Here is a 23,655-nt window from a genome sequence, read left to right on the forward strand (position 1 = left end):
GACGCGTAGTTCTGTAATTGCAATGAAAGAAGGACAACAATGAAGCCTTCATTGCAACTTAAATTTAGCCAACAACTTACCATGACGCCTCAGTTGCAGCAGGCGATTAAGCTACTGCAACTTTCCACCTTAGACCTTCAGCAAGAAATCCAAGAAGCGCTTGATGCCAATCCTCTTCTTGAAATCGATGAATCTGAGTATTCGAATAATCAAAATGAGGCGAGTGAAAGTCAAAGTAACAGTAGCAGTGAGGGTGGTGACAGTTCAACTTCAAGCACTGAAAGTACTGACTTAAATGGCGCTGATTTAAATGGTTCAGACGCTATTGATAGCCATGATGCACTCGAACAAAATCAACTCCCAGATGACCTGCCCATCGATAGTTCATGGGATGAATACATCAGTGCATCATCTGCTCCAGCAAATATTTCTAATAGCGTTGGACCGGATGACGACTATGTATATCAGGGTGAAACAACCGAAAACATTCAAGACCACTTGCTATGGCAAATGGAATTGACTCCGTTTTCTGAGATCGACCGTTCAATTGCACTGGCAATTATAGATTCGATTGACGAATCAGGTTATCTCACGATATCAAGTGAAGAAATACTCGAAAGCCTTGATAACGAAGAAATTGAATTAGACGAAGTTGAGTGTGTGATTAAACGCATCCAAATGTTTGACCCAATGGGTGCAGGCTCTCGCTCGCCACAAGAGTGCTTGTTAGTTCAACTTGCTCAATTTGACCCAGAAACACCATGGTTAGAAGAAGCCAAGTTATTAATTACCGAACACAGTGATTTGCTATCGAGTAAAGATTACCGCACCTTAATGCGCAAAACGCGGCTAAAGGAAGATCAACTCCGCGAGGCCATGCGGCTATTACAAACACTCAATCCACGTCCTGGCAGTGCTATCACGACAAAAGAGCCCGAATATATCATTCCAGATGTATCAGTTTTTAAAAAGAATGGACGTTGGACGGTTGAATTAAACGGAGACTCTCTACCTCCACTGACAGTTAATCAAGCCTATGCGGCAATGAGTAAAACAGCAAAAAATCAGAACGATTCTCAATTTATAAAGTCTCACTTACAAGAAGCTAAGTGGTTTATAAAGAGCTTGGAGAGTCGTAACGAAACCCTTATGAAAGTCTCGCATTGTATTGTGCAACAGCAAATGGGCTTTTTTGAACACGGACCAGAGATGATGAAACCGATGGTCCTAAATGATGTTGCAGAAATGGTCGACATGCACGAATCCACCATTTCTCGTGTCACAACTCAAAAGTATATGCATACCCCACGTGGGATTTTTGAGTTGAAGTACTTCTTTTCCAGTCATGTTTCCACTGAGTCTGGTGGTGAGTGTTCTTCTACTGCAATTAGAGCGTTAATTAAAAAGTTAGTAGCGGCAGAAAATACAACCAAACCACTTAGTGATAGCAAGATTGCGCAATTGTTAGCCGACCAAGGTATTCAAGTGGCGCGGCGGACGATTGCAAAATATCGAGAATCACTCTCGATTCCCCCGTCAAATCAGCGCAAGAGTCTATTGTAATACTCATCGCTGCAAGACATAACATAGAGGACGAAACATTATGCAAATAAATCTAACTGGTCATCATGTCGAATTAACAGATTCACTACGCAATTATGTCGATACGAAATTTGAGAAGCTAGAACGACACTTTGACCACATCAGTAACGTGCATGTAATCTTAAATGTTGAAAAACTTAACCAGCGTGCGGAAGCAACGGTTCATTTAAAAGGCGGAGAAGTCTTCGCGAATTCAGAACACACCGATATGTATGCGGCTATAGATGGCCTAATCGACAAATTAGACAGACAAGTCATAAAACACAAGGAAAAAATGAAACGTCACTAAGTGAGCGTTTCAATTTATCATGGTAATAACTGATATCATTTCAATCGACCGCACTGAATGTGCGGTTGATTGTCAAAGCAAAAAACGTATATTTGAAGTCATCAGCGCTATCGCTGTTAAACACCATCCTGAATTAGACCAAGGTTTAGTCCTAAGCGCATTAGTGAGTAGAGAAAAAATGGGAAGCACGGGTATCGGAAACGGTATTGCACTTCCACATGGTCGAATTAACGGCATTGATGATGTCATGGCAATTGTGGTCACCAGCACCACCCCTATCAATTTTGATGCAATCGACAACAAACCCGTCGACATCTTTTTTGCGATACTTGTTCCAAGTGAGCAAACCGAGGGGCATTTGCAAACACTCGCGACTATTGCTCAGAAACTAAGCGACAAGGCAATTGTAAAGACAATCCGTTCAGCAAAGACAAAAGACCAGATTATCGAAGCGCTAGCTTAACATTTTGTAAACTACCCTATTTGTGTCAACGTTTAGTTTCTGTCAACATAAACGCCAGAGTCACAAAATGGTAATCAACGAATAGGAAATTATAATGAATCTTTTCATTATCAGCGGACGTTCGGGCTCCGGTAAGTCTATTGCTTTGCGAGCATTAGAAGATCTAGGCTTTTATTGCGTCGATAACATTCCCGTCAGCCTCTTACCTGCCCTTACTCATACTGCTGAAAATGAAAATGAAAACGTTGCCGTGAGCATCGACGTGCGCAACATGCCAAAAATCGCTGATGACTTTAGTGAGATTGTCGATTTTCTTCCTGATATCTGGGATGTCACCATTATCTACCTTGATGCAAGTGACGATATTCTGATTAAACGCTACAGCGAAACCCGGCGCATACACCCTCTTAATAAGCTAAATATGTCACTAGCAGAACTCATTGCAGCTGAAAGAGACATTTTGGTTTCAGTCACCGAAAGAGCTGACCTGTACATCAATACTGATAACCTGTCGTTGCATGAGTTGTCAGAACTCGTACGAGAGCGAGTCTTGGGTAAAAAGGCAACCAACTTGGTGATTGTGTTTGAATCGTTTGGCTTTAAACACGGTATCCCAAAAGATGCGGACTATGTGTTTGATGCGCGCTTTTTACCCAACCCACATTGGGAGCCCGATCTCAAGCCTTTAACTGGGTTTGACGAACCAGTAAAGTTGTTTTTAGCAGCTGACCCGTTAGTTACTAAATTTATTTGGCAAATTCAAAACCTAATTTCAACATGGTTACCGCATCTAGAACGCAACAACAGAAGCTACGTTACTATTGCAATTGGTTGCACAGGGGGACAACATCGCTCGGTATATGTTGCTGAAACTCTTGCTAGTAATTTCAAATCGATTCATGGCGATGTACAAATAAGGCACCGTGAAACCAAACGACCGATCAACAATGACAAGTAAAGAGCTAAGTCAGTGCGAGGAGCAGACATGAAAATCGAAAAACGAATGACGATAGTTAATAAACTAGGTCTTCACGCTCGAGCCGCAACTCAGCTTGTGCAGTTAGCCAATCAATTTGAAGCAGAAGTAACCCTAGAGCAAGGCGACAATTCTGCGCCTGCCAACAGTGTGCTTGCCTTAATGATGCTCGAAAGTAGCCAAGGCAAAGAGATTAAAGTGACGAGTGAAGGAAAAGATGCTGAACTCGCCATGGAAGCCGTAGAAAGGCTCATAGCTGATGGCTTTAATGAAACTGAATAAATACTTTATTAACACTTCAGACCTGGTCTATCCTCTCTAAATAATTCTTTTAAATTTCAATACATAAGCGCATTTATTCACTGACTTGGTTATACTAAATAACAAGTGGTGTCTTAGAACCGTTTAAAATGGAAGAAACCTTAGAAGCAAATAGCGTACAAAGTCAGTTGCAGTATATCGCTCAGGCGATGAGCGATGGTACGTTTGTGCACGTGAGAAAATTGCTTCACGAGCTTCCTCCTAGTGACGTAGCATTACTCCTCGAATCTAGCCCTAATAAATCAAGACAAGAGTTATGGGAATTACTCGATGCTGATTTTCACGGGGATGTTCTAGAAGAACTATCTGAAGATGTGCGTAACGGTGTCATAGCGAAAATGGTGCCCTCAAGTGTTGTTGACGCACTTGAAGATATGGATACCGATGACCTAGCCGAGACACTCAGTACACTACCCGATACGGTACTTCAAAGCATTCTTAAATCAATGGATGCGCAAGATCGCCAGCGCGCCGAAAAAGCACTCTCGTACGGAGAAGAGACAGCCGGCTTTATAATGAATACGGACACCATGACGCTGCGTGCAGATGTCACAGTGGATGTCGTATTACGTTATATTCGCTTAAAAGGCGAACTACCTGAAAACACCGATGAACTATACGTTGTAGACAGAGAAGATGTACTCATTGGCACCGTTAAGGTAACTAAGCTATTAATTACCGATCCCGATACCGGCGTCGCAGAAATAACAGATGAAGAAGCCGAAACGATACCGGTAGAAATGCCAGAAAGTGAAGTCGCGAGTATGTTCGAGCGTTACGACTGGTTATCAGCGCCTGTCGTAGACGAAAATGGAATACTCCTTGGCAGGATTACGATTGATGATGTGGTTGACATCATTCGAGAAGACGCCGAACACTCAATGATGAGTATGGCCGGTTTGGACGACGAAGAGGATACTTTTGCTCCTGTTGGGCAAAGTACACAACGTCGCTCAATATGGTTAGGAGTTAATCTGGTTACGGCTTTGCTTGCAGCCGCAGTATCGGATATGTTCGAAGCCACACTTTCTCAGCTAGCGGTTTTGGCTATTTTAAATACTATCGTTCCTAGCATGGGAGGGGTTGCAGGTAATCAGACACTTACACTTGTCATTCGCGGAATGGCATTGGGCCACGTGACACAAGGCAACCAGTGGTGGCTAATTAGAAAAGAACTTGCAATTGGCTTTTTAAACGGCATGATTTGGGCAATTTTGATTGCGTCAGTCATCGCTATATGGAAACAAGACTATATCTTGGGCGGTGTTATTGCTTTCGCAATGATGATGAACATGATCGCAGCAGGACTAGCAGGTGCAACACTTCCACTCATAATGAAACGCCTGAAAATCGACCCGGCCTTAGCTGGCAGTGTGATACTTACTACGATTACTGATGTCGTTGGCATTTTCGCGTTTTTAGGCACCGCGACACTCTTTTTAATTTAGCTTCACGGTGATTTAATCGTCAATTTGCTTGTCGTTAAGCCACTCCAGTAAATGGTCGACATCATGTTGAATTGCTAACTCAAGTTCTTCAACCCAGTCTTGTACGTTCTCCCACCAAGCGGGGTGATCGCCTTGTTGAATTTTATTAGCAGTTTCTTGCGCTCGAGCTAAACCAATTGAACCTGCTGCCCCTTTTATTTTGTGGGCTTGAGAGCAAACTTCTTCTTTTTCATCAGCGGCCAGTGATACCTTCATCAACTCCATATATTCAGGAATCTTATCCTGAAAAACACCTAAACTGGTGCGAATCATATCTTCGCCAATGGTATCAACCAACATTTCAAGCATTTCTGTATCTAAAATATTATCCAATTTAGGGGCACTCTTTATTTGGCTAGCATCTGCAGTATGCGTGGTCGAATCTTGTTGTGAAAATAGTTCATTGAAGACTTCGATCACACGACTTTTCTTAATCGGTTTTGCGATAATATCATCCATACCGTTTTGCAGGTATTCTTCGCGCTTTTTAATCACATTCGCGGTGAGGGCCACAATAGGCGTTTGCATCACCAAATCTTCATCATGTAGTGTTCGAGCAACATCAAATCCAGTCATATCTGGAAGCTGAATGTCTAGCAGTATCAAATCATACTGATTTGCTCTTGCCATATTGATTGCTTCAGTGCCCGTCATCGCAACGTCAATTTTTTGCCCGAGCTTTTCTAACAGCGCTTTAGCGACCATTACATTAAGTTCAATATCCTCAACAAGAAGAATATTCAGGCCCGTAACCTCTAGTGCTGCTTGATGTACTTTTGCTTTAGCAATATTGACAGGCAATACAACTTCAAAACAGGTTCCCTTACCTACTTCACTGTGCACTTCGATCTTGCCGTTCATTTTATCAACCATTTGCTTACAAATAGCTAAACCAATACCTGTCCCCGTTGCACTTTGGTGATCGGGGTGGTCTACCTGATAATACATGGCAAAGATATTGTCCAAATCATCCTTAGGGATGCCAACACCCGTATCAGTGATCGTGAACATCAACTCCACTTCTTTAGATGATACTTCTTTGCACGCTACATCCAGAGAAACAGACCCTTTTTGGGTAAATTTAATTGCGTTAAATAGTATATTCCAAAGTACTTGGCGTAAGCGCGTACCATCTGCTTCTATCGCAAGTGGAATTGGTTCTTGTATAGACGAAGAGAAATTAAGGCTACGATCCTGAGCTAACAATTTGATTATACTGCTTATTTCATTGGTAAAATCACGTATATTGACCGTTTTCAACTCGATTTCGATTTTATCTCTGTCAAGTTTATCCAAATCTATAATATCGTTAAATATATTGCCCAGCGTAATTGCACTTGCGTATATCGTGCTGACCCACTCAAATTGTTCTTTGCTCAGTTTAGTATCTCGTAGCATCCTGCTTAGGCCCACAATACCGTTTAAAGGTGTTCTTAATTCGTGGGAAATAGTTGCGATAAAGCGAGTTTTGTCTTTACTAGCTTTGGCAATAGCACTCTCTGCCTTCTTGCGCTCAGTCATATCACGACCAAAAGCCAACAAGCCTAGACGATGACCATCCTGGTCAAAAAAGGGCACTTTGCGCATTTCAAAGTAACGTCGTCTTCCATCCGCAAACTTGAGCCAAAGCTCTTCAGTCAAACTAGCATTGGTTTCGAGTACTTCGTGGTCAGACGCAGCGACTTGCCTTGCCAAATCTTCGTCATAGACTTCATGTGGGGTTAAGCCAAGTAGCTCTTGTTCGGTTTTACCTACGACTTGCTCCGCTACACGGTTGCAGCCCGCAAAGCGCCCCTCTTCATTGCGGTAGTAAATTAAGTCCGGTGACGCATCAATAATTGAACGAGTAAGAGTAGACAAGCGTCTAGCTTGCATTTCTTGTTCAGACTTTTCCTTGATTTCGCGCTCGAGCTCTTCGAACATGCTCTCGCGTTCAAGCTGCGCATGTCGTCTTTGTTCAATTTCGTAATTTAACTGGCGAATATTATTTTGCAATTCGCGATTAAGAATAACGTCATGTTTTCGCAGGCGTTCTAATTGACTAACTGCTTCTTCAAGGTTAATTCTTGAATGCTCTAATTGCTTGATCAATTCACTGAAAAAGTAAAGCACCCAAGGCGCACTGATCATGGTGAGTATTAATGCACTGATGAAATCATCGACCTCGATTTCACTGCCAAAACTCAATCGAATTAAAAATGAACCACCCAAAGTGACAATTAAAGTGAAGATTACGAAAACGATGCTAATTTTTAGCGTACCAAAGCGGTCTACGAATTGTGCAAACTTGATTGCCCAGGAATCAGGCGGCGTTTTTAACTGCATATTTAGAACTGTCTTTAGACTAATTAAATCGCATGCTATCAAGATTGCCACTAGAAGTGAAAATTTGAATTTATACTGAATTTCGACATCTAATACGCTAAATGAATAAATAATAAATAAATATGCGATTGTGTTCGCATTCATTAGTTTACAGCAAAGCAATAACCATCCTAATTTTAAGCTCAAAATACGAATGCATTTTTTCTTCGCGTTTTAGTTTGCGCAATATATAAACTAGCTCAAAGCCATATGAATACTAGCACCCAAAGGTATTCACTAAATAAATGAGGCCATATCTAATAGTTATAATTGATTTAATTGCGAAAAGTAGGTATTTTGTTTCGCCCGCTAAGAGGAATGAATAAAAATTCGATACAAATGAGTATCCACAAAGTCTAACGAAGAAAAATAAAACAATAATAACAACATGTGGTTAGGTGATCTCATCACCCATTTTTTAAGAGTAAGTAAAACACGGACGCACATGTCCCGATCTGTCTAAGGTCGAGGTAGGAGAATATTTATGAGTCTGTATCATCAAAATGATTCTAAAGACAACTGTGGTTTTGGCTTAATTGCGCACACACACGGTAAAGCAAGCCACCAGTTAGTAAAAACTGCGATTGAAGGACTCGATCGTATGCAACATCGAGGCGGTGTTGCTGCTGATGGAAAGACAGGCGACGGATGTGGTTTACTTCTGTCTAAGCCAGATGCTTTGTTTCAAAGTGTTGCAGCTGAAAAAGGTTGGAAACTGGCAAGTGTTTACGCAGTCGGCATGGTGTTTCTTAGCCAAGACGATGCACTTGCGCAACAGGGTCGAGACATACTGGTCGAAGAAATCGAGCGTGAAATGCTCAGTGTACTTGGTTGGAGAGAGGTACCTGTCGATCACAGCGTACTTGGTGACCTTGCGAAAACAGGTGTTCCGCAGATTGAACAAGTGTTCGTTAACGCACCAAACGGTTGGCGTGAAACAGACGTAGAGCGCCGCTTATATATGGCTAGGCGTCGAGCCGAAAAACGCATGAGTCATGATGCAGATTTTTATGTTGCTTGTTTATCGGCATTAGTAACGATTTATAAGGGGCTAGTGATGCCTCGTGATTTGCCTGCATTTTACTTAGATTTGGCAAACGAAACTTTACAATCATCAATTTGTGTATTCCATCAGCGCTTTTCAACAAACACACTACCTAAGTGGCCCCTTGCTCAGCCGTTTAGATTCTTAGCGCACAATGGTGAAATCAATACTATTAAAGCCAACCGCGATTGGGCGGCGGCTCGTGCAGGTAAATTCGCCACGCCTTTAATACCAGACCTGATGGATGCAGCGCCCTTCGTTAACACCGAAGGTTCTGATTCTAGTTCATTAGACAATATGCTTGAGCTATTCTTAGCAGGTGGTATGGATTTATTCAGAGCAATGCGTTTATTAGTGCCACCGGCGTATCAAAACAACGATACAATGGACAGTGACTTGCGCTCATTTTACGAATTTAACTCTATGCACATGGAACCGTGGGACGGACCAGCCGGTATTGTCCTAACTAACGGTAAGCATGTGGCATGTAACCTAGATAGAAACGGGCTTCGTCCAGCTCGCTATGTGATTACCGACGATGGTTTAATTACGCTTGCTTCAGAAATAGGTATTTGGGATTACGACGAAAAGAACGTTGTCGAAAAAGGCCGAGTTGGTCCAGGTGAAATGCTAGCGGTTGATACAACTTCTGGCAAAATCTGGCGTTCTAATGAAATTGATGAAGACCTCAAATCAAGACACCCATACAGCGACTGGCTTGATACTAACATCAAGCGCCTAGTGCCAATTGAAAAATTGGATGCCGATAAGATCGGTCAGGCAGTGTTTGACGCCACTCAAATGTCGACGTTTCATAAGCTTTTTAACTACAGCTATGAAGAAATGCAGCAGGTAATTAAAGTACTCGCAAAAGACGGACAAGAAGCGGTCGGTTCGATGGGTGACGATACGCCAATGGCCGTTATGTCTTCAAATCAACGTACTTTGTATGATTACTTTAGACAGCAATTTGCGCAAGTTACTAACCCACCGATTGACCCATTACGCGAAAATCATGTTATGTCTTTGGCAACATGTATTGGCCGCGAGCAAAACGTTTTCAACGAAACTAGTGGGTATGCCAACCGCGTGTTGTTTGAATCCCCAATCTTGATGTATACGGACTTAAAGCAACTTCGTGAATTTGATCCAGAGTTTTATTATTCAGAAGTGATTTCGTTAAACTATCAGCCAGCAGAAGGATTAAATGCTGCAATCATCCGAATTTGCGATGAGGTTGAAACCGCTGTTCGCGAACGTAATGCTGCATTCGTGATTTTATCCGATCGCGACATTTCTAAAGAAACACTACCTGTGCCTGCGGCAATGGCCGTTGGCGCGGTGCAACGCAGATTAGTAGATAAAGCGCTACGTTGCGATGCAAACATCGTTGTTGAAACAGCTTCAGCGCGCGACCCACACCACTTTGCAGTACTGATTGGTTTAGGCGCTACCGCGGTGTACCCATTCTTAGCATACGAAACAATCGAGCAAATGGCAGCGAATAACGAACTTGATACTAGCCCAATGCAAGCTGTGATGAACTATCGTAAAGGCATCAACAAAGGGCTTTACAAAATCATGTCGAAAATGGGTATCAGTACCATTGCTAGCTATCGTAGCTCAAAACTGTTCGAAGCAATTGGCATCAATGAAGACGTTACTCAACTTTGCTTTGCTGGTATTCCAAGCCGTCTCAAAGGCGCATCATTTGAAGACTTTGAACAAGACTTAATCAACTTAAATCGCGTCGCATGGCTAAAACGCAAGTCGATTTCACATGGTGGATTGCTTAAATACGTGCATGGCGGTGAATACCACGCTTACAACCCGGATGTGGTTAAATCGTTGCAAACCGCAGTTGTTAGCGGGAAATACGAAGACTATGCCGTATATCGAGACCTAGTTAATGATAGAGCGCCTTCGCATTTACGTGATCTGTTAGCAATTAAAGGAAGCGAAAACGCGATTGATATTAGCGAAGTCGAACCTGCTGAAAATCTATATCCACGCTTTGATACAGCAGCAATGTCTATCGGTGCATTAAGTCCTGAAGCGCACGAAGCATTAGCCATTGCGATGAATCGCCTAGGCGGTCAATCAAACTCGGGAGAAGGCGGTGAAGACCCAGCTCGTTTCAATACTGAGAAAAACTCTAAAATCAAACAAGTCGCCTCAGGCCGTTTTGGAGTTACACCGCACTACTTGATGAACGCTAATGTGATTCAAATAAAAGTCGCACAAGGTGCAAAACCGGGCGAAGGCGGTCAGTTACCGGGTGATAAAGTTAATAAATACATCGCTGAATTACGTTTTTCTGTGCCCGGTGTCACACTGATCTCACCACCACCGCATCACGATATTTATTCGATTGAAGATTTAGCTCAGTTGATCTTTGACTTAAAACAAGTCAATCCGACAGCGCTTATTTCAGTTAAGTTAGTATCAGAGCCTGGTGTGGGCACTATCGCAACAGGTGTTGCAAAAGCATATGCCGATTTAATTACTATTTCTGGCTATGACGGCGGAACGGGTGCTAGCCCATTAACCTCGGTTAAATATGCAGGTAGCCCTTTCGAGCTTGGACTGGCAGAAACGCAACAAGCACTTGTCGAAAACGGTTTGCGTCACAAAGTCCGCGTTCAAACTGACGGCGGCTTGAAAACAGGTTTAGACGTGGTTAAAGCCGGTATTTTAGGTGCTGAAAGCTTTGGTTTTGGTACTGGCCCTATGGTTGCTCTTGGGTGTAAATATCTACGTATTTGTCACCTGAATAACTGTGCAACAGGTGTCGCAACACAAGATAAATCTTTGCGTGATAACTACTTCATCGGTTTACCCGACATGGTAATGAACTACTTCAAGTTTGTTGCTCAAGAAGTGCGCGAAATTATGGCGAGTATTGGTGTCGCTAGGTTTGAGGATTTAGTAGGTCGTACCGAGTTACTAGAAATGCTTGATGGCATTACGGCTAAACAAAATCGTTTAGACCTATCGCCTTTATTGACCAAACCACAAGCTGGCGATCACACCAAACTATTTTGTTCAGAAACAACCAACGAACCTATCGACAAAGGTGAGTTAAACTTGCGCATGTTAGCTGACTGCAAAGCAGCAGTCGATGGCAGCAAAGGCAAAACAGTTAAGTACTCAGTGCGCAATACAGACCGCTCAGTAGGTGCAACCTTGTCTGGATACATTGCAAGTGTGCATGGTAACCAAGGTATGGTAGATCATCCTGTCCAAGTCAATCTGACGGGCACAGTGGGTCAAAGCTTCGGTGTGTGGAACGCGGGCGGTTTACACTTAACATTGACGGGTGATGCTAACGATTATGTCGGTAAAGGTATGACAGGCGGTAAGCTTGTTATCGCACCACCGAAAGGCATTAAGTTTGATGCACACAACAGTGCAATCATGGGTAACACTTGTTTATATGGTGCTACCGGCGGTAAATTGTTTGCCGCCGGTCGTGCAGGTGAGCGCTTTGCAGTCAGAAACTCCGGTGCAGTCGCGGTTATAGAAGGCATGGGCGATAACGGTTGTGAATACATGACCGGCGGCATTGTCGCTGTGCTAGGTTCAGTGGGCGTGAACTTTGGTGCAGGTATGACCGGTGGCTTTGCTTATCTCTACGATGAGTTTGATGACATCGAGCAACGTGTTAACCCTGAGTTAGTTGATATTATGCCGGTTGATGACAAAGTGATTTTATCAGAACACTTAAGAGGACTTATCAATCGTCACTATGAAGAAACAGGTAGTGAGCACTCACTTAAACTATTGACTAACTACGCTCTAGAAAGTAGCCGTTTTAGACTGATTAAGCCTAAGACGAGCGATGTGAAGAATTTGCTTGGCCATATTAGCCGCTCAAGCGCGGAGTTGCGCCTGCAGGCGCAGTAAGGGAGAAGTATTATGGCTAAAAATGTATATCAATTTGTAGATGTTGAAAGAATCGATCCGCCGAAAAAGCCGATCTTAGTGCGCAAAGAAGACTTTGGTGAAATTTACCAACCCTTAACGCAATCACAAACAGAAGGTCAAGCTGACCGCTGTTTAGACTGTGGTAACCCCTATTGTGAATGGAAGTGTCCTGTACATAATTTCATTCCACAATGGTTACAACTTGCGAACGAAGGCAAGATCCTAGAAGCGGCAGAGCTTTCTCACAAAACCAACAGTCTTCCAGAAGTGTGCGGTCGTGTTTGCCCACAAGACAGACTGTGTGAAGGCGCTTGTACACTCAACGATGACTTTGGTGCAGTAACCATTGGTAGTATCGAAAAATATATCACCGATACCGCGTTTAAGATGGGTTGGCGTCCTGATATGTCTGATGTGGTTTGGACAGACAAAAAAGTAGCGATAGTGGGTGCAGGTCCTGCTGGACTTGCATGTGCTGATATCCTTATCAGAAACGGTGTGCGGCCAGTAGTCTTTGACAAATATGAAGAAATTGGTGGATTACTGACTTTCGGTATCCCCTCTTTTAAATTAGAAAAAGACGTCATTAAGCTCAGAAAACAAATCTTTGAAGAAATGGGCATTGAGTTTGTCTTGAATACCGAAGTAGGTAAAGACATTGCGTTCCAAACACTAATTGACGAATATGATTCAGTCTTCTTAGGCATGGGCACGTATACCGCTATGAAAGGTGGCTTTGATAATGAATCAGCACCAGGTGTTTACGAAGCACTGCCGTTTTTGATTGCCAACGTAAACCGCTTACTAGGCCTAGAAAAATCTGAAGACGACTTCATCGATATGAAAGACAAGAAAGTCGTTGTCTTAGGTGGTGGTGATACCACGATGGACTGTGTTCGTACATCTATAAGACAAGGTGCTTCAAATGTCACCTGTGCCTACCGTCGTGATGAAGCAAGTATGCCAGGTTCTCGCCGCGAAGTGGTTAACGCAAAAGAAGAAGGCGTGAATTTTGAGTTCAACATTATGCCTTTAGATATCGCAGTTGATGAAAACGGCAATGCCATTGGTGTTAAAGTCGTGCGCACCGAAATGGGTGAACCTGATGCGGCAGGTCGAAGACGCCCTGTTCAAATCGAAGGCTCTGAGCATGTAATGGAAGCAGACGCAGTGATTATCGCGTTTGGTTTCCAACCTAGCCCGTCACCTTGGTTTGCCGATTACGGTATCATACTCGACGAAAAAGGCCGTGTTAGAGCGCCAGCAAAAGGACGCTTTGCATTCCAAACGTCTAACCCTAAAATCTTTGCAGGTGGCGATATGGTGCGCGGCTCTGACTTAGTGGTCACTGCAATTGACGAAGGTCGCAAGGCAGCTGAAGGTATCCTCGATTACTTAGAAGTGTAAGACGGCAAAATAGTCAGCGCAAGGATATCAGCGTTGACACACTCAGATGTTAAACCCCGCTTGGATTTCATATCCAAGCGGGGTTTTTATTTGGGATTAGTTATTTTTTTCTATACGCGTGATAACACCGTCACACCAAAGTTTACCCTATTTTACTTGTAGTCAATCGCAGCTACTTCTATAGTCGTTTCGAGAGGTGTAGAGGAAGACAACGATGAAGCAGTTTGGCAAACAAATCAGCATGACAACTCGGCAATTAGAGAATCTATCGTCGACTCGCAGCTTTATGCGATTTGCAATTCCAATGGCCTGCTTAATTGCCTCGTCGTTGTTTTATCTTGGGTCGGCGCTAGCAAGTCCAGATAGGGGCTGCCCATCACAGTTCAATCAAATTAAAATACCATTGGACGGTAAACTGTGCCAAATTTTTGCCGCTGATTACCCGGCAAGTATGGTGCTGTTTATCCCCCAAACACCCGAAAAAGTGATCTCACATTATCTTGCGGCACATCCCGAGCTAACTAGCTTTAAGCAAATAAAATCACGCACAATATTGCAGACTAAAGACAAAAATACAACCTTAGTTGTGTCTGCCGATGGGCAAGGTACTCAGGTAGATATATTAGTGAAAGCCCCTGTTTCATAAGGCCACTTGATTAATTTATCGATTGACCAAAAACAGCGATAAACCACTGTTTATAAGAGACTTTCATTCATCAGCACCCCTCACAAAAAATACAACAACCAACACGATCATCGCGCAAAGAGAGAATTACTCCTTGTTGTGGCACACCCTTTGCTAAACCTATATTAATTACCACCAACCCCAGTGTTGGTTTTTAAATCTAGGAGTAGTTATGGAACTGGCCATTGTATTAATGATGATTTTGATTGTCGTCGCGATTGTTGCAATTAAACTAAATGAAGATCAAATTGCATTTCCGTTTATGCGTCGTCAGCAGCTTTTTTCACCTGTTGAAAGACAGTTTTTAGAACTTATAGAGCGAGCGGTAGGTAATGAATTTAGAGTGGTATGTCGCGTAAAACTTAGTGATGTGTTAGCGCTGCGCAATAACACTAACAAGAAAGTAGCAAAAAGCGCCATGTTACGAGCTTCTGGCAAACAAATTGATTTTATACTTTGCAACAAATCCGACCTCACACCGGTCTTAGCTATTGATGTGGTTAATACGCAAACGAAAGAAGGTGCAATAAAAGCAAAAGACTTCTTTGTATCAGGAAGTCTAGACACCGCAGGTATTCCTCATGCAAAAATCAAGGCCAAAAATGGCTACAAAGTCGAAGAAATTAGAGACTGCATAGAGTCAAAGCTCATACCCTTGAGACGCAAACAAGGCAAGTTGATCGGTACGCCTATTGCGGCTGAAAAGCCTAGTTTATTTTCGCCCAAGAAACGCCCTACTCGTCCGATAAGAACAAATAAACAAGTAGCGGCATAGGCGCGTTTTAACGCTCGACCAGTTTACTTGTCATCTCTCCCTAGCTGACAATCCTTAAACGCAAGTGCATCTAGCCTTGCGTTTATTTTTATCCTAATTACACTTGCCAACTATACAAGACTACTATACCCAAGGTGTTGATATGAAAATCGCAATCCTAGGTGCAATGGATGAAGAAATTGCACTTATCAAAACCACTTTAAATGATCCCAAACAAAGTAAACTAAATCATCTAGACGTCATTGAAGGTAAGTTAGGTCAACACGACATTATTTTGTTGAAATGCGGCATCGGAAAGGTAGCTTCTGCTGTTGCCGCGACGCTGATAATACAAGCCTATAAACCTGATGCGTTAATTAACACGGGTTCTGCGGGTGGCTTTGACCCTCAACTAAATGTGGGTGATATTGTGATCGGTAACGAACTCATCCACAATGATGTCGATATTACACACTTTGGCTATGCATTAGGTCAATGTGCTGGCATGCCAGAAACATATCCATGTGCAAAGCAACTTGTCGAGGCTGCAAAAGTTGCCGCCACACAATTATCAGACCAGCAGATTATAGAGGGTATGATAGCCACTGGTGATTCATTCATTGGCAGTGATGAAGAAGCACAAAGGCTCAAACAAGCTTTCCCCAAAGTGGCCGCAACCGAAATGGAAGGGGCCGCGATAGCACAAACGTGTTTTTTACTTGATACAGACTGCTTGGTCATTAGAAGTCTATCGGATATCGCAGGTAAAACATCAAGCGTATCTTTTGAGCAATATTTACAAACTGCTGGCAAGAACTCAGCTACGCTCGTTATGAACCTGATTCACTCGCTTTAGATAGCAACTAAAACTATATGGTGCTTATAGAGCAATACCAGTGACCCACTCGCTTGATTTACTCACTTCTTTACTTAGTTCTGCAGCTATTTTGCCTGTCATCATTGCTGCAGGACTATTGATCTTAGAAAGATATTGGCAGATCCCCGAGCGCCTTCAACCGATACTATTTATTCGCTTATTGGGCGTTAGGTTAGCCGCTAAAACGAATATAAATGGTCAAGACACTAAGCAACAACTCGTGATATCAGGCACGGTCGGGTTCTTATTGCTCACTCTACCCTGGTTGATAATCGCATATATCATGAATATGTTTGCTTACTATCCGACGTTTTTTGACGCATTCATTTTATTGATGTGCATTCAATTCAGTGGACACATAACGCGCATTAAAAGAATTTCTTTGGCCCTCAAAAAGGGCAAGAAACAGCTAGCCAAAGATACACTTGCAAAGATGACGTTGCGTGATACGCAAACTTTATCTTCGATTGGAATATGCAAAGCAGCAACAGAGAGTTTACTCTTGAGAGCGTATTATCAACAATTTACCGTCATATTTTGGTTTGTTCTCTCTGGTCCCTTCATCGCGCTTTTCTACCGGATGGCGTTGGAGTTAAATCACGCTTGGAATCCTAAACTATCTCGATTTAAACATTTCGGTATAGCTGCGGGCTATGCATGCCACTGGATACAATGGCTTCCGATACGAATTGTCGCGTTATTATCAATTGTGACATCCAGAGGTATTACGCCATTCGTTAATGGTGAATGCAAACGCTTGTTTAAGGCAACCTTTTCTTCTAATGGGACACTACTATTAGCAAGTCAGTCTATAACGACCAAACTGCACTTGAGCGGAGCGGTAATGTATGAAGGACTAAAATTTAGACGAGAGAAGTTTAAAGGATTGAAAGAACCTGAAGTCGTTGATTTGCCAACAGTTATAAAAGTCCTTAATAGAACATCAATAGGGTTTATTTCTTTTCTATTTATTCTATCAAGTCTTATTAATGCTCTAGTGGCTTCTATGGTATAAATAACCCATTAAACCAATTTTATGTAATAGAGCAAAAAATGCCTTCTGTGCGCATGACATCTTTTTTAGGCGTTAGCGGTAAGCTACACCTGTTTTTACTTTTTTTATTAACTGCTTTTCAAGCTCATAGCCAAGAAGTTAAAACACAAAAAATAATCGCCCTCGCGCCCCATTTAACTGAAATAGTTTACGCCCTAAATATGCAAGATAAACTAGTAGCGGTTAGCGAATTCAGTGACTACCCGCAAGAAGCGAGCCTATTACCCACTGTTGCCAACTATCAAGGCGTAAATATAGCCGAAGTACTTAGGCTAGCGCCCAGCCATATTTTGGCTTGGAAAGGCGGTAATAAACAACAAGATATCGATCGTTTAAGGCAACTTGGTTTTGATATTTACGAATCGGCACCAGAGACAATATTTGATCTACCCAGCGATATTAGTCAGATTGCCTTATTTTTAGGGGTCAAAGATAGTCAAACCCTCACAAACAACATCAACAATAGAATTAGCCACTTAAAAACCTTAAGTAAGCAACTAGCATCTATTAATGTGAGCTATTTAATGAGCTTGCAACCGCTTAGTGGCGCAGGTAAAGATATCTGGATCAATTCACTGCTGAAACTATGTGGCTTGAACAACATTTACCACAACGGCCTTTCATCCTATTTACAAATAAACATCGCGGATTTAATAAGGCAATCCCCTCATGCATTAATTGCTGGGGTGAGCGCTGATGAAGATGCGATTCGCGCTCATTTTGACAAGCATACAAGTGTATTTAAACCTAAAGTGCTAAGCGTTAATCCAGACAAATTTCACCGCTTCACTCCAAGAGTGGTGGATGAAGTAGAAAAGCTGTGTCAGCGAAGAAAAGAGATATATTAGTAATAAACCTTGATTAACTAAAGACATAAAAAACGCGCTGTTATTTCAAATTCAGCGCGTTTTTCAGTTTCAATTAGTTTTGGAGGCCAATTAGCGTCATCCGAAAACTTAAGAAAGTGTCACTCTTGCAAACTTACGTTTCCCTACTTGGTAAACAGCTTGCCCAGCTTGGGTCAGCAACAAGCGCGTATCCGTTATTTTTTCGCCATCTATTTTTACTGCCCCTTGTTTGATCATGCGCATTGCATCAGAGGTTGAAGCGACCAACTCGGCAGACTTCAACAAGTTGCCGATTGCAATTCCCTCTTCCGGTAATTCAACGTTAATTTCAGGCATATCATCAGGAATCGCGTTTTTCTGAAACCGTTGGATGAAATCTTGTAACGCAGCCTCTGCATCAGCTTGTGAATGAAAACGCGCGATTAGTTCTTGTGCTAATTCAATTTTTATATCTCGCGGATTTGTGCCTTGAGCCACTTTTTCTTTTAATTCTGCAATCGCTTCAATTGGTTTAAAGCTTAGTAAGTCGTAATAACGCCACATCAAATCATCTGATATAGACATAATTTTACCAAACATTTCACTCGGGCTATCTGTTATACCGATATAGTTGTTCAACGATTTAGACATCTTTTGAACACCATCCAATCCTTCAAGCAAAGGCATCATCAGTACAGTTTGTTGCTTTTGTCCTTGGGATTTTTGTAACTCACGGCCCATTAGCAAATTGAAACGTTGGTCAGTTCCCCCTAACTCAACATCTGATTCTAAAGCAACCGAATCCCACCCTTGCACCAGCGGATACAAAAACTCATGAATCGCGATAGGCTGTCCATTTGCATAGCGCTTTTTAAAATCATCACGCTCTAACATTCGAGCGACGGTTTGACTAGCAGCGAGTTTTATCATCCCAGCCGCGCCGATTTCATTCATCCACTCAGAATTGAATCTGATAGTGGTTTTAGCTGGGTCTAAAATTTTAAACACTTGCTCTTGGTAAGTCTTGGCGTTTTCTAACACTTGTTCTTCGGTCAACGGCTTGCGAGTAACATTTTTACCGGTGGGATCTCCGATCAAACCAGTAAAGTCACCAATGAGGAAAATAACTTCATGGCCAAGCTGCTGAAAGGTACGCAACTTATTTATTAACACGGTATGTCCCAAATGCAGGTCTGGCGCGGTTGGATCGAAGCCAGCTTTAATTTTTAACGGTTTGCCGGTTTTTAAGCGTTCAATCAGCTCTTCTTCTATTAAAATCTCGTCTGAACCGCGTTTTATTTCTGCAAAGGCTGTTTGCCAATCTGTCATGAATATTTCCTGTTATAGCGCCAAATTTAAGTGACTAATGTGCTAACTTACTGCTTATAAATATATTTTCTGGTTAAAACTGATTAATAGCCGATAAACTAAAATGAATACCTTAGTCGTATGCTAGCTGAATATAGAGAGATTTGAACCTTTAAACTGGAATAGAGACTAAAATCATTATATTCTACATTTTTAACTCAAGGTGCATTTTACGGTCGTATGATTACGAATACAATAAAACAACTGCCAAAACCCCATCGCATATTTCTTGCGGGTTTGAGTGCGATTGTTGCCTTATTGGTACTGCTTCCTTCTGAGCATGTAGCGGCCTCTAAATCACACCCAGCTCAATTGCTTGAGCCCGGAGTCGAATATCCAATTGATATTGATTTCTCTGCCATTCAAAGCGCTCATGTTGAATTTGAAGATGACGTTGATAATTGGCAACAATACAAGGTTAAAAATGGCGATACGCTGGCCAATATTTTTTCAAAAGTAGGCTTATCCCCTCAAGATACATACCGAGTTTCTCGTGCAGGTGAGCATGCTAAGCGTCTAACAAAAATGAAACCAGGCGACTCTATATACATCCATGTTGATGATGCCAAACAATTTGATGCGCTTCGATATCCGCTTAGCAAGACCGAAACACTATTTATAGAGAAAGGTGAAAGCGACCAACTCGTTAGTAAGGTTGAAGTGAAACAAGTCGAAACGCTTCATAGCTTCGCTCAAGGCTCAATCAAGAGTAGTTTTTGGAACGCGGGCACCTCTGCAGGACTCACAGATAATCATATCATGCGTCTGGCCGGTATCTTTGGCTGGGACATCGACTTTGCACAAGAAATACGAGAAGGTGATAGTTTTAATGTAGTTTATGAAGAGCAATATATAAATGGCGAATTCATTGGGTTTGGAGATATTGTTGCCGCAGAGTTTGTGAATCAAGGAGACGTGTTTAGAGCCATAAAGTACGAAGATGGTAACTTTTATACGCCCAGTGGCAAGAGTATGCGTAAGAGCTTTTTGCGCGCCCCCATCAATTTTAAGTACATCAGCTCTAGCTTTAAAAAGCGTCGCTACCACCCTGTTCAAAAACGCTGGAAAGCACATCGCGGGGTCGATTATGCCGCCAAAACTGGCACACCTGTCGTAGCAGCTGGTGATGGCAAGGTTATCAAAGCAGCTTACGACCGTTTTAATGGGCATCACGTTTTTATTCAGCATGGTGAAACCTACACAACAAAATACCTTCACTTCACCAAGCGCGCTGTAAAACGTGGACAAATGGTGAAGCAAGGTCAAGTGATTGGATATGTTGGGGCAACAGGTTTAGCATCTGGACCGCACTTGCATTATGAGTTTTTAGTAAACGGCGTGCACCAAAATCCAAGAACCGTAAAATTGCCTCAAGCTAAACCCATTGATAAAAAAGAAGCGAGTAAGTTTAAACTGCTTGCTCAAGAAAGGGTTGCTCAGTTGGATAATAATAAACGTATTATGTTGGCTTTGAATGTGCCGAACCTTGAAATGAGATTATCGATGGGCAAATAAGCGGCTACGCCGCAATGCCCATATCACGCGTTACTAAACTCAATTTTTCTAATGACGCGACCCAGCCATACTGCTGTTGTATCATGTCTTCCTCGCGCTTAAAACCACTTTGAGATAGCTTTATGTCGGTTGTACTGTGACTAGTGCACGTAAAATTGATGTCGACTTTTGTAATATCATTTGTATCTTCCCAACGCCATGTAAAGCAAAGTTGCTCGTTTGGTACGATGGCTTGGTAACTTCCAACGATTGTTTGCTGAAACCCATCTGGCGATTGTAAGATAAGTCGGTAGTTGCCACCTTCAATAAAATTAGACATGAACTGCGACACCATCAAGTTACCCGGTGCAAACCACCGCACTAACACACTTGGATCATGAAATGCGCTATACACATCTTTAAGATCGGCATTTAACGTTCCATTGATAGTGAAATCATACATTATAAGCTTACCGCCTGACTTTAATTGTTGATAAAAAGGGTATCGGCAAATTCAAGATTTACTATACGATTGTTAGCCCATAATATTGGGCTAACAGTCTGTCATTTTGTCCCTTAAACCACTAAGTATTGAGTCACTAATTATGCCCATCAAAATTGGAATACTGAGCAGAAACCAACGCGAATACAAACAACGTTTACTTGCCGAATTGAGTCAACAACCCACTGAAATATCAAGTAATATCTTTGCAAGCTCAAATCCAAAAGACTTCGTAAATAGTGACATTGATGTCTTGCTCGCCAATCCAAATTTGGCTGCTGAAGTAGTAAATTCACTGAGTAATTTAAAATGGATTCAATCAACATGGGCGGGTGTTAATAGTTTGATATTTCAGGATAAAAAAATTACCAATTAACTGGTTTAAAAAATATATTCGGACAAAAAATGAGCGAATATGTCTTTGGCTACTTATTGTATCTAAACCGAGATATAGAAGCTTACAATACCTTTCAGGTAAACAAGCAATGGGCAGCGCTGCCAGGCAGATCACTAAAAGGGCAAGTGATCGGTATTATGGGGATGGGAAACATAGGTGAGCACATTGCCAAACATGCCAAATTATTTGGTATGCGCGTTATCGCATTATCACGCTCTTCTCGCTCAGCGCTAGCTGATCAGCACTATGCTATGCCACAAATCAGCGAATTTATTCGTCAGTGTGATGTGATTGTAAATGTATTGCCCGAGACGCCTGACACCATTGGACTTTGCGACCGTGATTTTTTTATGGGCATGAAAAGAACGGGAGTCTTTATTAATGTCGGAAGAGGTTCGATTATCAAAGACGAATTAGTGCTCGACAAAATATTAACAAGCGGTCATTTAAGCGCCGCCGTAATTGATGTGTGCCAGCAAGAGCCTTTACCTAGCAGTCACCCATTTTGGACGAATAACAAAGTTTTTTTAACCAATCACACTGCCGCAGTAAGTGATATTGACGACGTATATAGTGTCTTTTGGGCGAATCTTAAACACTATGTCGACAAAACCCCCATGAGTGGCCAAATTGATTTTGCCAAGGGCTATTGAGCTTGCAGAATTGAAGTAATGGCCTGATTAAATAGCCGAAGCCACTTACCACTCAACTTACCTTTATATTCTCGATTGAGTTTTATTACCGCTTCTTTTTTCGAAATAGAGGGCATATTACTTGTATCCCCCTGATTGGTTAGCCCGTCATATTTGTCTAATATCGATAGTAGCTTTGCCCCATCGCATATTTTCTCACTATTGAGCCCCAGAGGATATCCTGTACCATCGCCATACTCGTGGTGCTCCATCACTATTTTTCTAGCTACATCCCACTGTGACAAATTTTCAAGCAGTCGGGCACTTTTATACACGTGCGACCTAAGCAAGTTTTTTTGCAATTCACTTAAAGGCGTTGAGGATCTAATCACTTCTAGTGGTAAAAAAGACATTCCAAAATCATGAACGTAGCACGCTACCGCAAGTTGAGCTTCATCTATTGGGTTACCCGCAAGCCCGTTGATAAAAAAAGCGAGTTTTGCGATTCTATCTGCTCTACCTTCTTTGTATCCGATACGCTTTTCAATTGGCTTCATTAGTTCTCTGAAAAACAATACATCGACCATTTGTTCAGGTGTTAAGTTTTTGGGGATCCCTGCTTTAGGAATAGGTTTTGCTGTTTTCTCACTATTTTTAGCCGTCGATTCATTTTTTTTACTAGGATCTAGAAAACTGGTGGCAGTATTAAGTAACTCATCATGCTTTGAAGCATTTTCTGGTGTGATGAGCTTTATAGTTTCAACTACCTTATCATTTGCTTCCTGATGATATTCGGCCTTACCTTTAAGCATACAATCGTTGACGAACGTCTTTACTCGATCCATCGCAATCAACACCAAATCGCTCATATTACTGGTATAGTTAATTTGCCCTTTTCTTAGCATATCTAGCAAATCTTCCATATGCTGCAGCATTAAAATCATTGGCGTAAAACCAACTAGTCCTAAATCGCCTTTGATAGTATGTACACTTCTAAATAACGCGCGTTGGAGCTCATTGTCCTCAGGAGTGATCTCAAGCTCCATCAATGTTTGTTCACTAGCTTCATAAAGCTCGTTAATTTCTTCGATTAAGTCTTCAAGAATATCGCGCTCTAGCTCTTCAGGTGTAAAAGTGGCCATTTATTGTGCTCATTATTAATATAAGTAAATTTATCAGTACGA

At 42.0% G+C, this 23,655-nt stretch carries 20 protein-coding genes; 16 read left to right on the forward strand and 4 right to left on the reverse strand.

The features are described 5' to 3' along the window. Window positions 1-39 precede the first annotated feature (39 nt). The 6 genes from KUL10_RS11020 to mgtE all read left to right on the forward strand — a co-directional run bounded on the left by KUL10_RS11020 (window position 40) and on the right by mgtE (window position 5,099). The gene (locus tag KUL10_RS11020; protein WP_110428976.1) at window positions 40-1,563 is read left to right on the forward strand and encodes an RNA polymerase factor sigma-54; all 1,524 of its coding nucleotides are present in this window, start codon (window positions 40-42) and stop codon (window positions 1,561-1,563) included. A gap of 40 nt (window positions 1,564-1,603) precedes the next feature. After that, window positions 1,604-1,891 carry a ribosome hibernation promoting factor gene (gene hpf, locus KUL10_RS11025; protein WP_110428977.1) on the forward strand — a complete coding sequence of 96 codons (288 nt, stop codon included), beginning with the start codon at window positions 1,604-1,606 and terminating at the stop codon, window positions 1,889-1,891. 19 nt (window positions 1,892-1,910) lie between these two features. Further along, window positions 1,911-2,354, forward strand: coding sequence for a PTS IIA-like nitrogen regulatory protein PtsN (gene ptsN, locus KUL10_RS11030; RefSeq protein WP_110428978.1), 444 nt, complete (start codon window positions 1,911-1,913; stop codon window positions 2,352-2,354). 94 nt (window positions 2,355-2,448) lie between these two features. Next, window positions 2,449-3,312, forward strand: coding sequence for an RNase adapter RapZ (rapZ, locus tag KUL10_RS11035; protein WP_110428979.1), 864 nt, complete (start codon window positions 2,449-2,451; stop codon window positions 3,310-3,312). Between the two features lie 27 nt (window positions 3,313-3,339). Next, entirely contained in the window at window positions 3,340-3,612 is a 273-nt protein-coding gene (locus tag KUL10_RS11040; RefSeq protein ID WP_110428980.1) for an HPr family phosphocarrier protein, read from the forward strand. Between the two features lie 128 nt (window positions 3,613-3,740). Next, complete coding sequence (gene mgtE, locus KUL10_RS11045) at window positions 3,741-5,099, forward strand: magnesium transporter (RefSeq protein ID WP_110428981.1); 1,359 nt, start codon at window positions 3,741-3,743, stop codon at window positions 5,097-5,099. Window positions 5,100-5,111: 12 nt separating this feature from the next. On the opposite strand, the gene arcB is transcribed toward mgtE, so the two are convergent. Further along, complete coding sequence (arcB, locus tag KUL10_RS11050; protein WP_110429030.1) at window positions 5,112-7,463, reverse strand: aerobic respiration two-component sensor histidine kinase ArcB; 2,352 nt, start codon at window positions 7,461-7,463, stop codon at window positions 5,112-5,114. Between the two features lie 523 nt (window positions 7,464-7,986). Between arcB and gltB the strand changes: the two genes are divergently transcribed. The 7 genes from gltB (at window position 7,987) to KUL10_RS11085 (ending at window position 18,099) form a co-directional block, all read left to right on the forward strand. After that, window positions 7,987-12,453, forward strand: coding sequence for a glutamate synthase large subunit (gene gltB, locus KUL10_RS11055; RefSeq protein WP_110428982.1), 4,467 nt, complete (start codon window positions 7,987-7,989; stop codon window positions 12,451-12,453). Window positions 12,454-12,465: 12 nt separating this feature from the next. Continuing rightward, a complete protein-coding gene (locus KUL10_RS11060) occupies window positions 12,466-13,881 on the forward strand; it encodes an FAD-dependent oxidoreductase (RefSeq protein WP_110428983.1) in 1,416 nt (471 codons plus the stop codon). A gap of 214 nt (window positions 13,882-14,095) precedes the next feature. Next, window positions 14,096-14,527 (forward strand): hypothetical protein, encoded by a 432-nt coding sequence (locus KUL10_RS11065; protein WP_110428984.1) that lies wholly within the window; start codon window positions 14,096-14,098, stop codon window positions 14,525-14,527. 211 nt (window positions 14,528-14,738) lie between these two features. Continuing rightward, entirely contained in the window at window positions 14,739-15,341 is a 603-nt protein-coding gene (locus KUL10_RS11070) for a DUF2726 domain-containing protein (protein ID WP_110428985.1), read from the forward strand. Window positions 15,342-15,483: 142 nt separating this feature from the next. Next, window positions 15,484-16,176 (forward strand): 5'-methylthioadenosine/adenosylhomocysteine nucleosidase, encoded by a 693-nt coding sequence (locus tag KUL10_RS11075; RefSeq protein WP_110428986.1) that lies wholly within the window; start codon window positions 15,484-15,486, stop codon window positions 16,174-16,176. Window positions 16,177-16,216: 40 nt separating this feature from the next. Then, window positions 16,217-17,212: a cobalamin biosynthesis protein gene (locus tag KUL10_RS11080; protein ID WP_158525371.1), complete on the forward strand. Its 996-nt coding sequence runs from the start codon at window positions 16,217-16,219 to the stop codon at window positions 17,210-17,212. Window positions 17,213-17,250: 38 nt separating this feature from the next. Then, window positions 17,251-18,099: a helical backbone metal receptor gene (locus KUL10_RS11085; RefSeq protein ID WP_110428988.1), complete on the forward strand. Its 849-nt coding sequence runs from the start codon at window positions 17,251-17,253 to the stop codon at window positions 18,097-18,099. 108 nt (window positions 18,100-18,207) lie between these two features. Here the strand turns inward: KUL10_RS11085 and tyrS are convergent, their stop codons facing one another. Beyond that, entirely contained in the window at window positions 18,208-19,407 is a 1,200-nt protein-coding gene (gene tyrS / locus KUL10_RS11090; RefSeq protein ID WP_110428989.1) for a tyrosine--tRNA ligase, read from the reverse strand. Between the two features lie 219 nt (window positions 19,408-19,626). Here tyrS and KUL10_RS11095 point away from each other — a divergent pair, with 219 nt between their 5' ends. Further along, window positions 19,627-20,961 carry a peptidoglycan DD-metalloendopeptidase family protein gene (locus KUL10_RS11095; RefSeq protein ID WP_110428990.1) on the forward strand — a complete coding sequence of 445 codons (1,335 nt, stop codon included), beginning with the start codon at window positions 19,627-19,629 and terminating at the stop codon, window positions 20,959-20,961. Between the two features lie 4 nt (window positions 20,962-20,965). On the opposite strand, the gene KUL10_RS11100 is transcribed toward KUL10_RS11095, so the two are convergent. Then, the gene (locus KUL10_RS11100) at window positions 20,966-21,403 is read right to left on the reverse strand and encodes an SRPBCC domain-containing protein (RefSeq protein ID WP_110428991.1); all 438 of its coding nucleotides are present in this window, start codon (window positions 21,401-21,403) and stop codon (window positions 20,966-20,968) included. Window positions 21,404-21,545: 142 nt separating this feature from the next. Between KUL10_RS11100 and KUL10_RS11105 the strand changes: the two genes are divergently transcribed. Together KUL10_RS11105 and KUL10_RS11110 are read left to right on the forward strand one after the other, a co-directional pair. Then, window positions 21,546-21,818, forward strand: a complete 273-nt coding sequence (locus tag KUL10_RS11105) for a hypothetical protein (protein WP_110428992.1) — start codon at window positions 21,546-21,548, stop codon at window positions 21,816-21,818. Window positions 21,819-21,847: 29 nt separating this feature from the next. Further along, on the forward strand, window positions 21,848-22,492 hold the full coding sequence (locus KUL10_RS11110; protein ID WP_110428993.1) for an NAD(P)-dependent oxidoreductase: 645 nt from the start codon (window positions 21,848-21,850) through the stop codon (window positions 22,490-22,492). On the opposite strand, the gene KUL10_RS11115 is transcribed toward KUL10_RS11110, so the two are convergent. Further along, window positions 22,486-23,613 carry an HD-GYP domain-containing protein gene (locus KUL10_RS11115; RefSeq protein ID WP_110428994.1) on the reverse strand — a complete coding sequence of 376 codons (1,128 nt, stop codon included), beginning with the start codon at window positions 23,611-23,613 and terminating at the stop codon, window positions 22,486-22,488. The genes KUL10_RS11110 and KUL10_RS11115 overlap by 7 nt on opposite strands. Window positions 23,614-23,655 lie beyond the last annotated feature (42 nt).

The organism is Glaciecola sp. KUL10 (assembly GCF_003203515.1).
GTDB lineage: Bacteria > Pseudomonadota > Gammaproteobacteria > Enterobacterales > Alteromonadaceae > Glaciecola.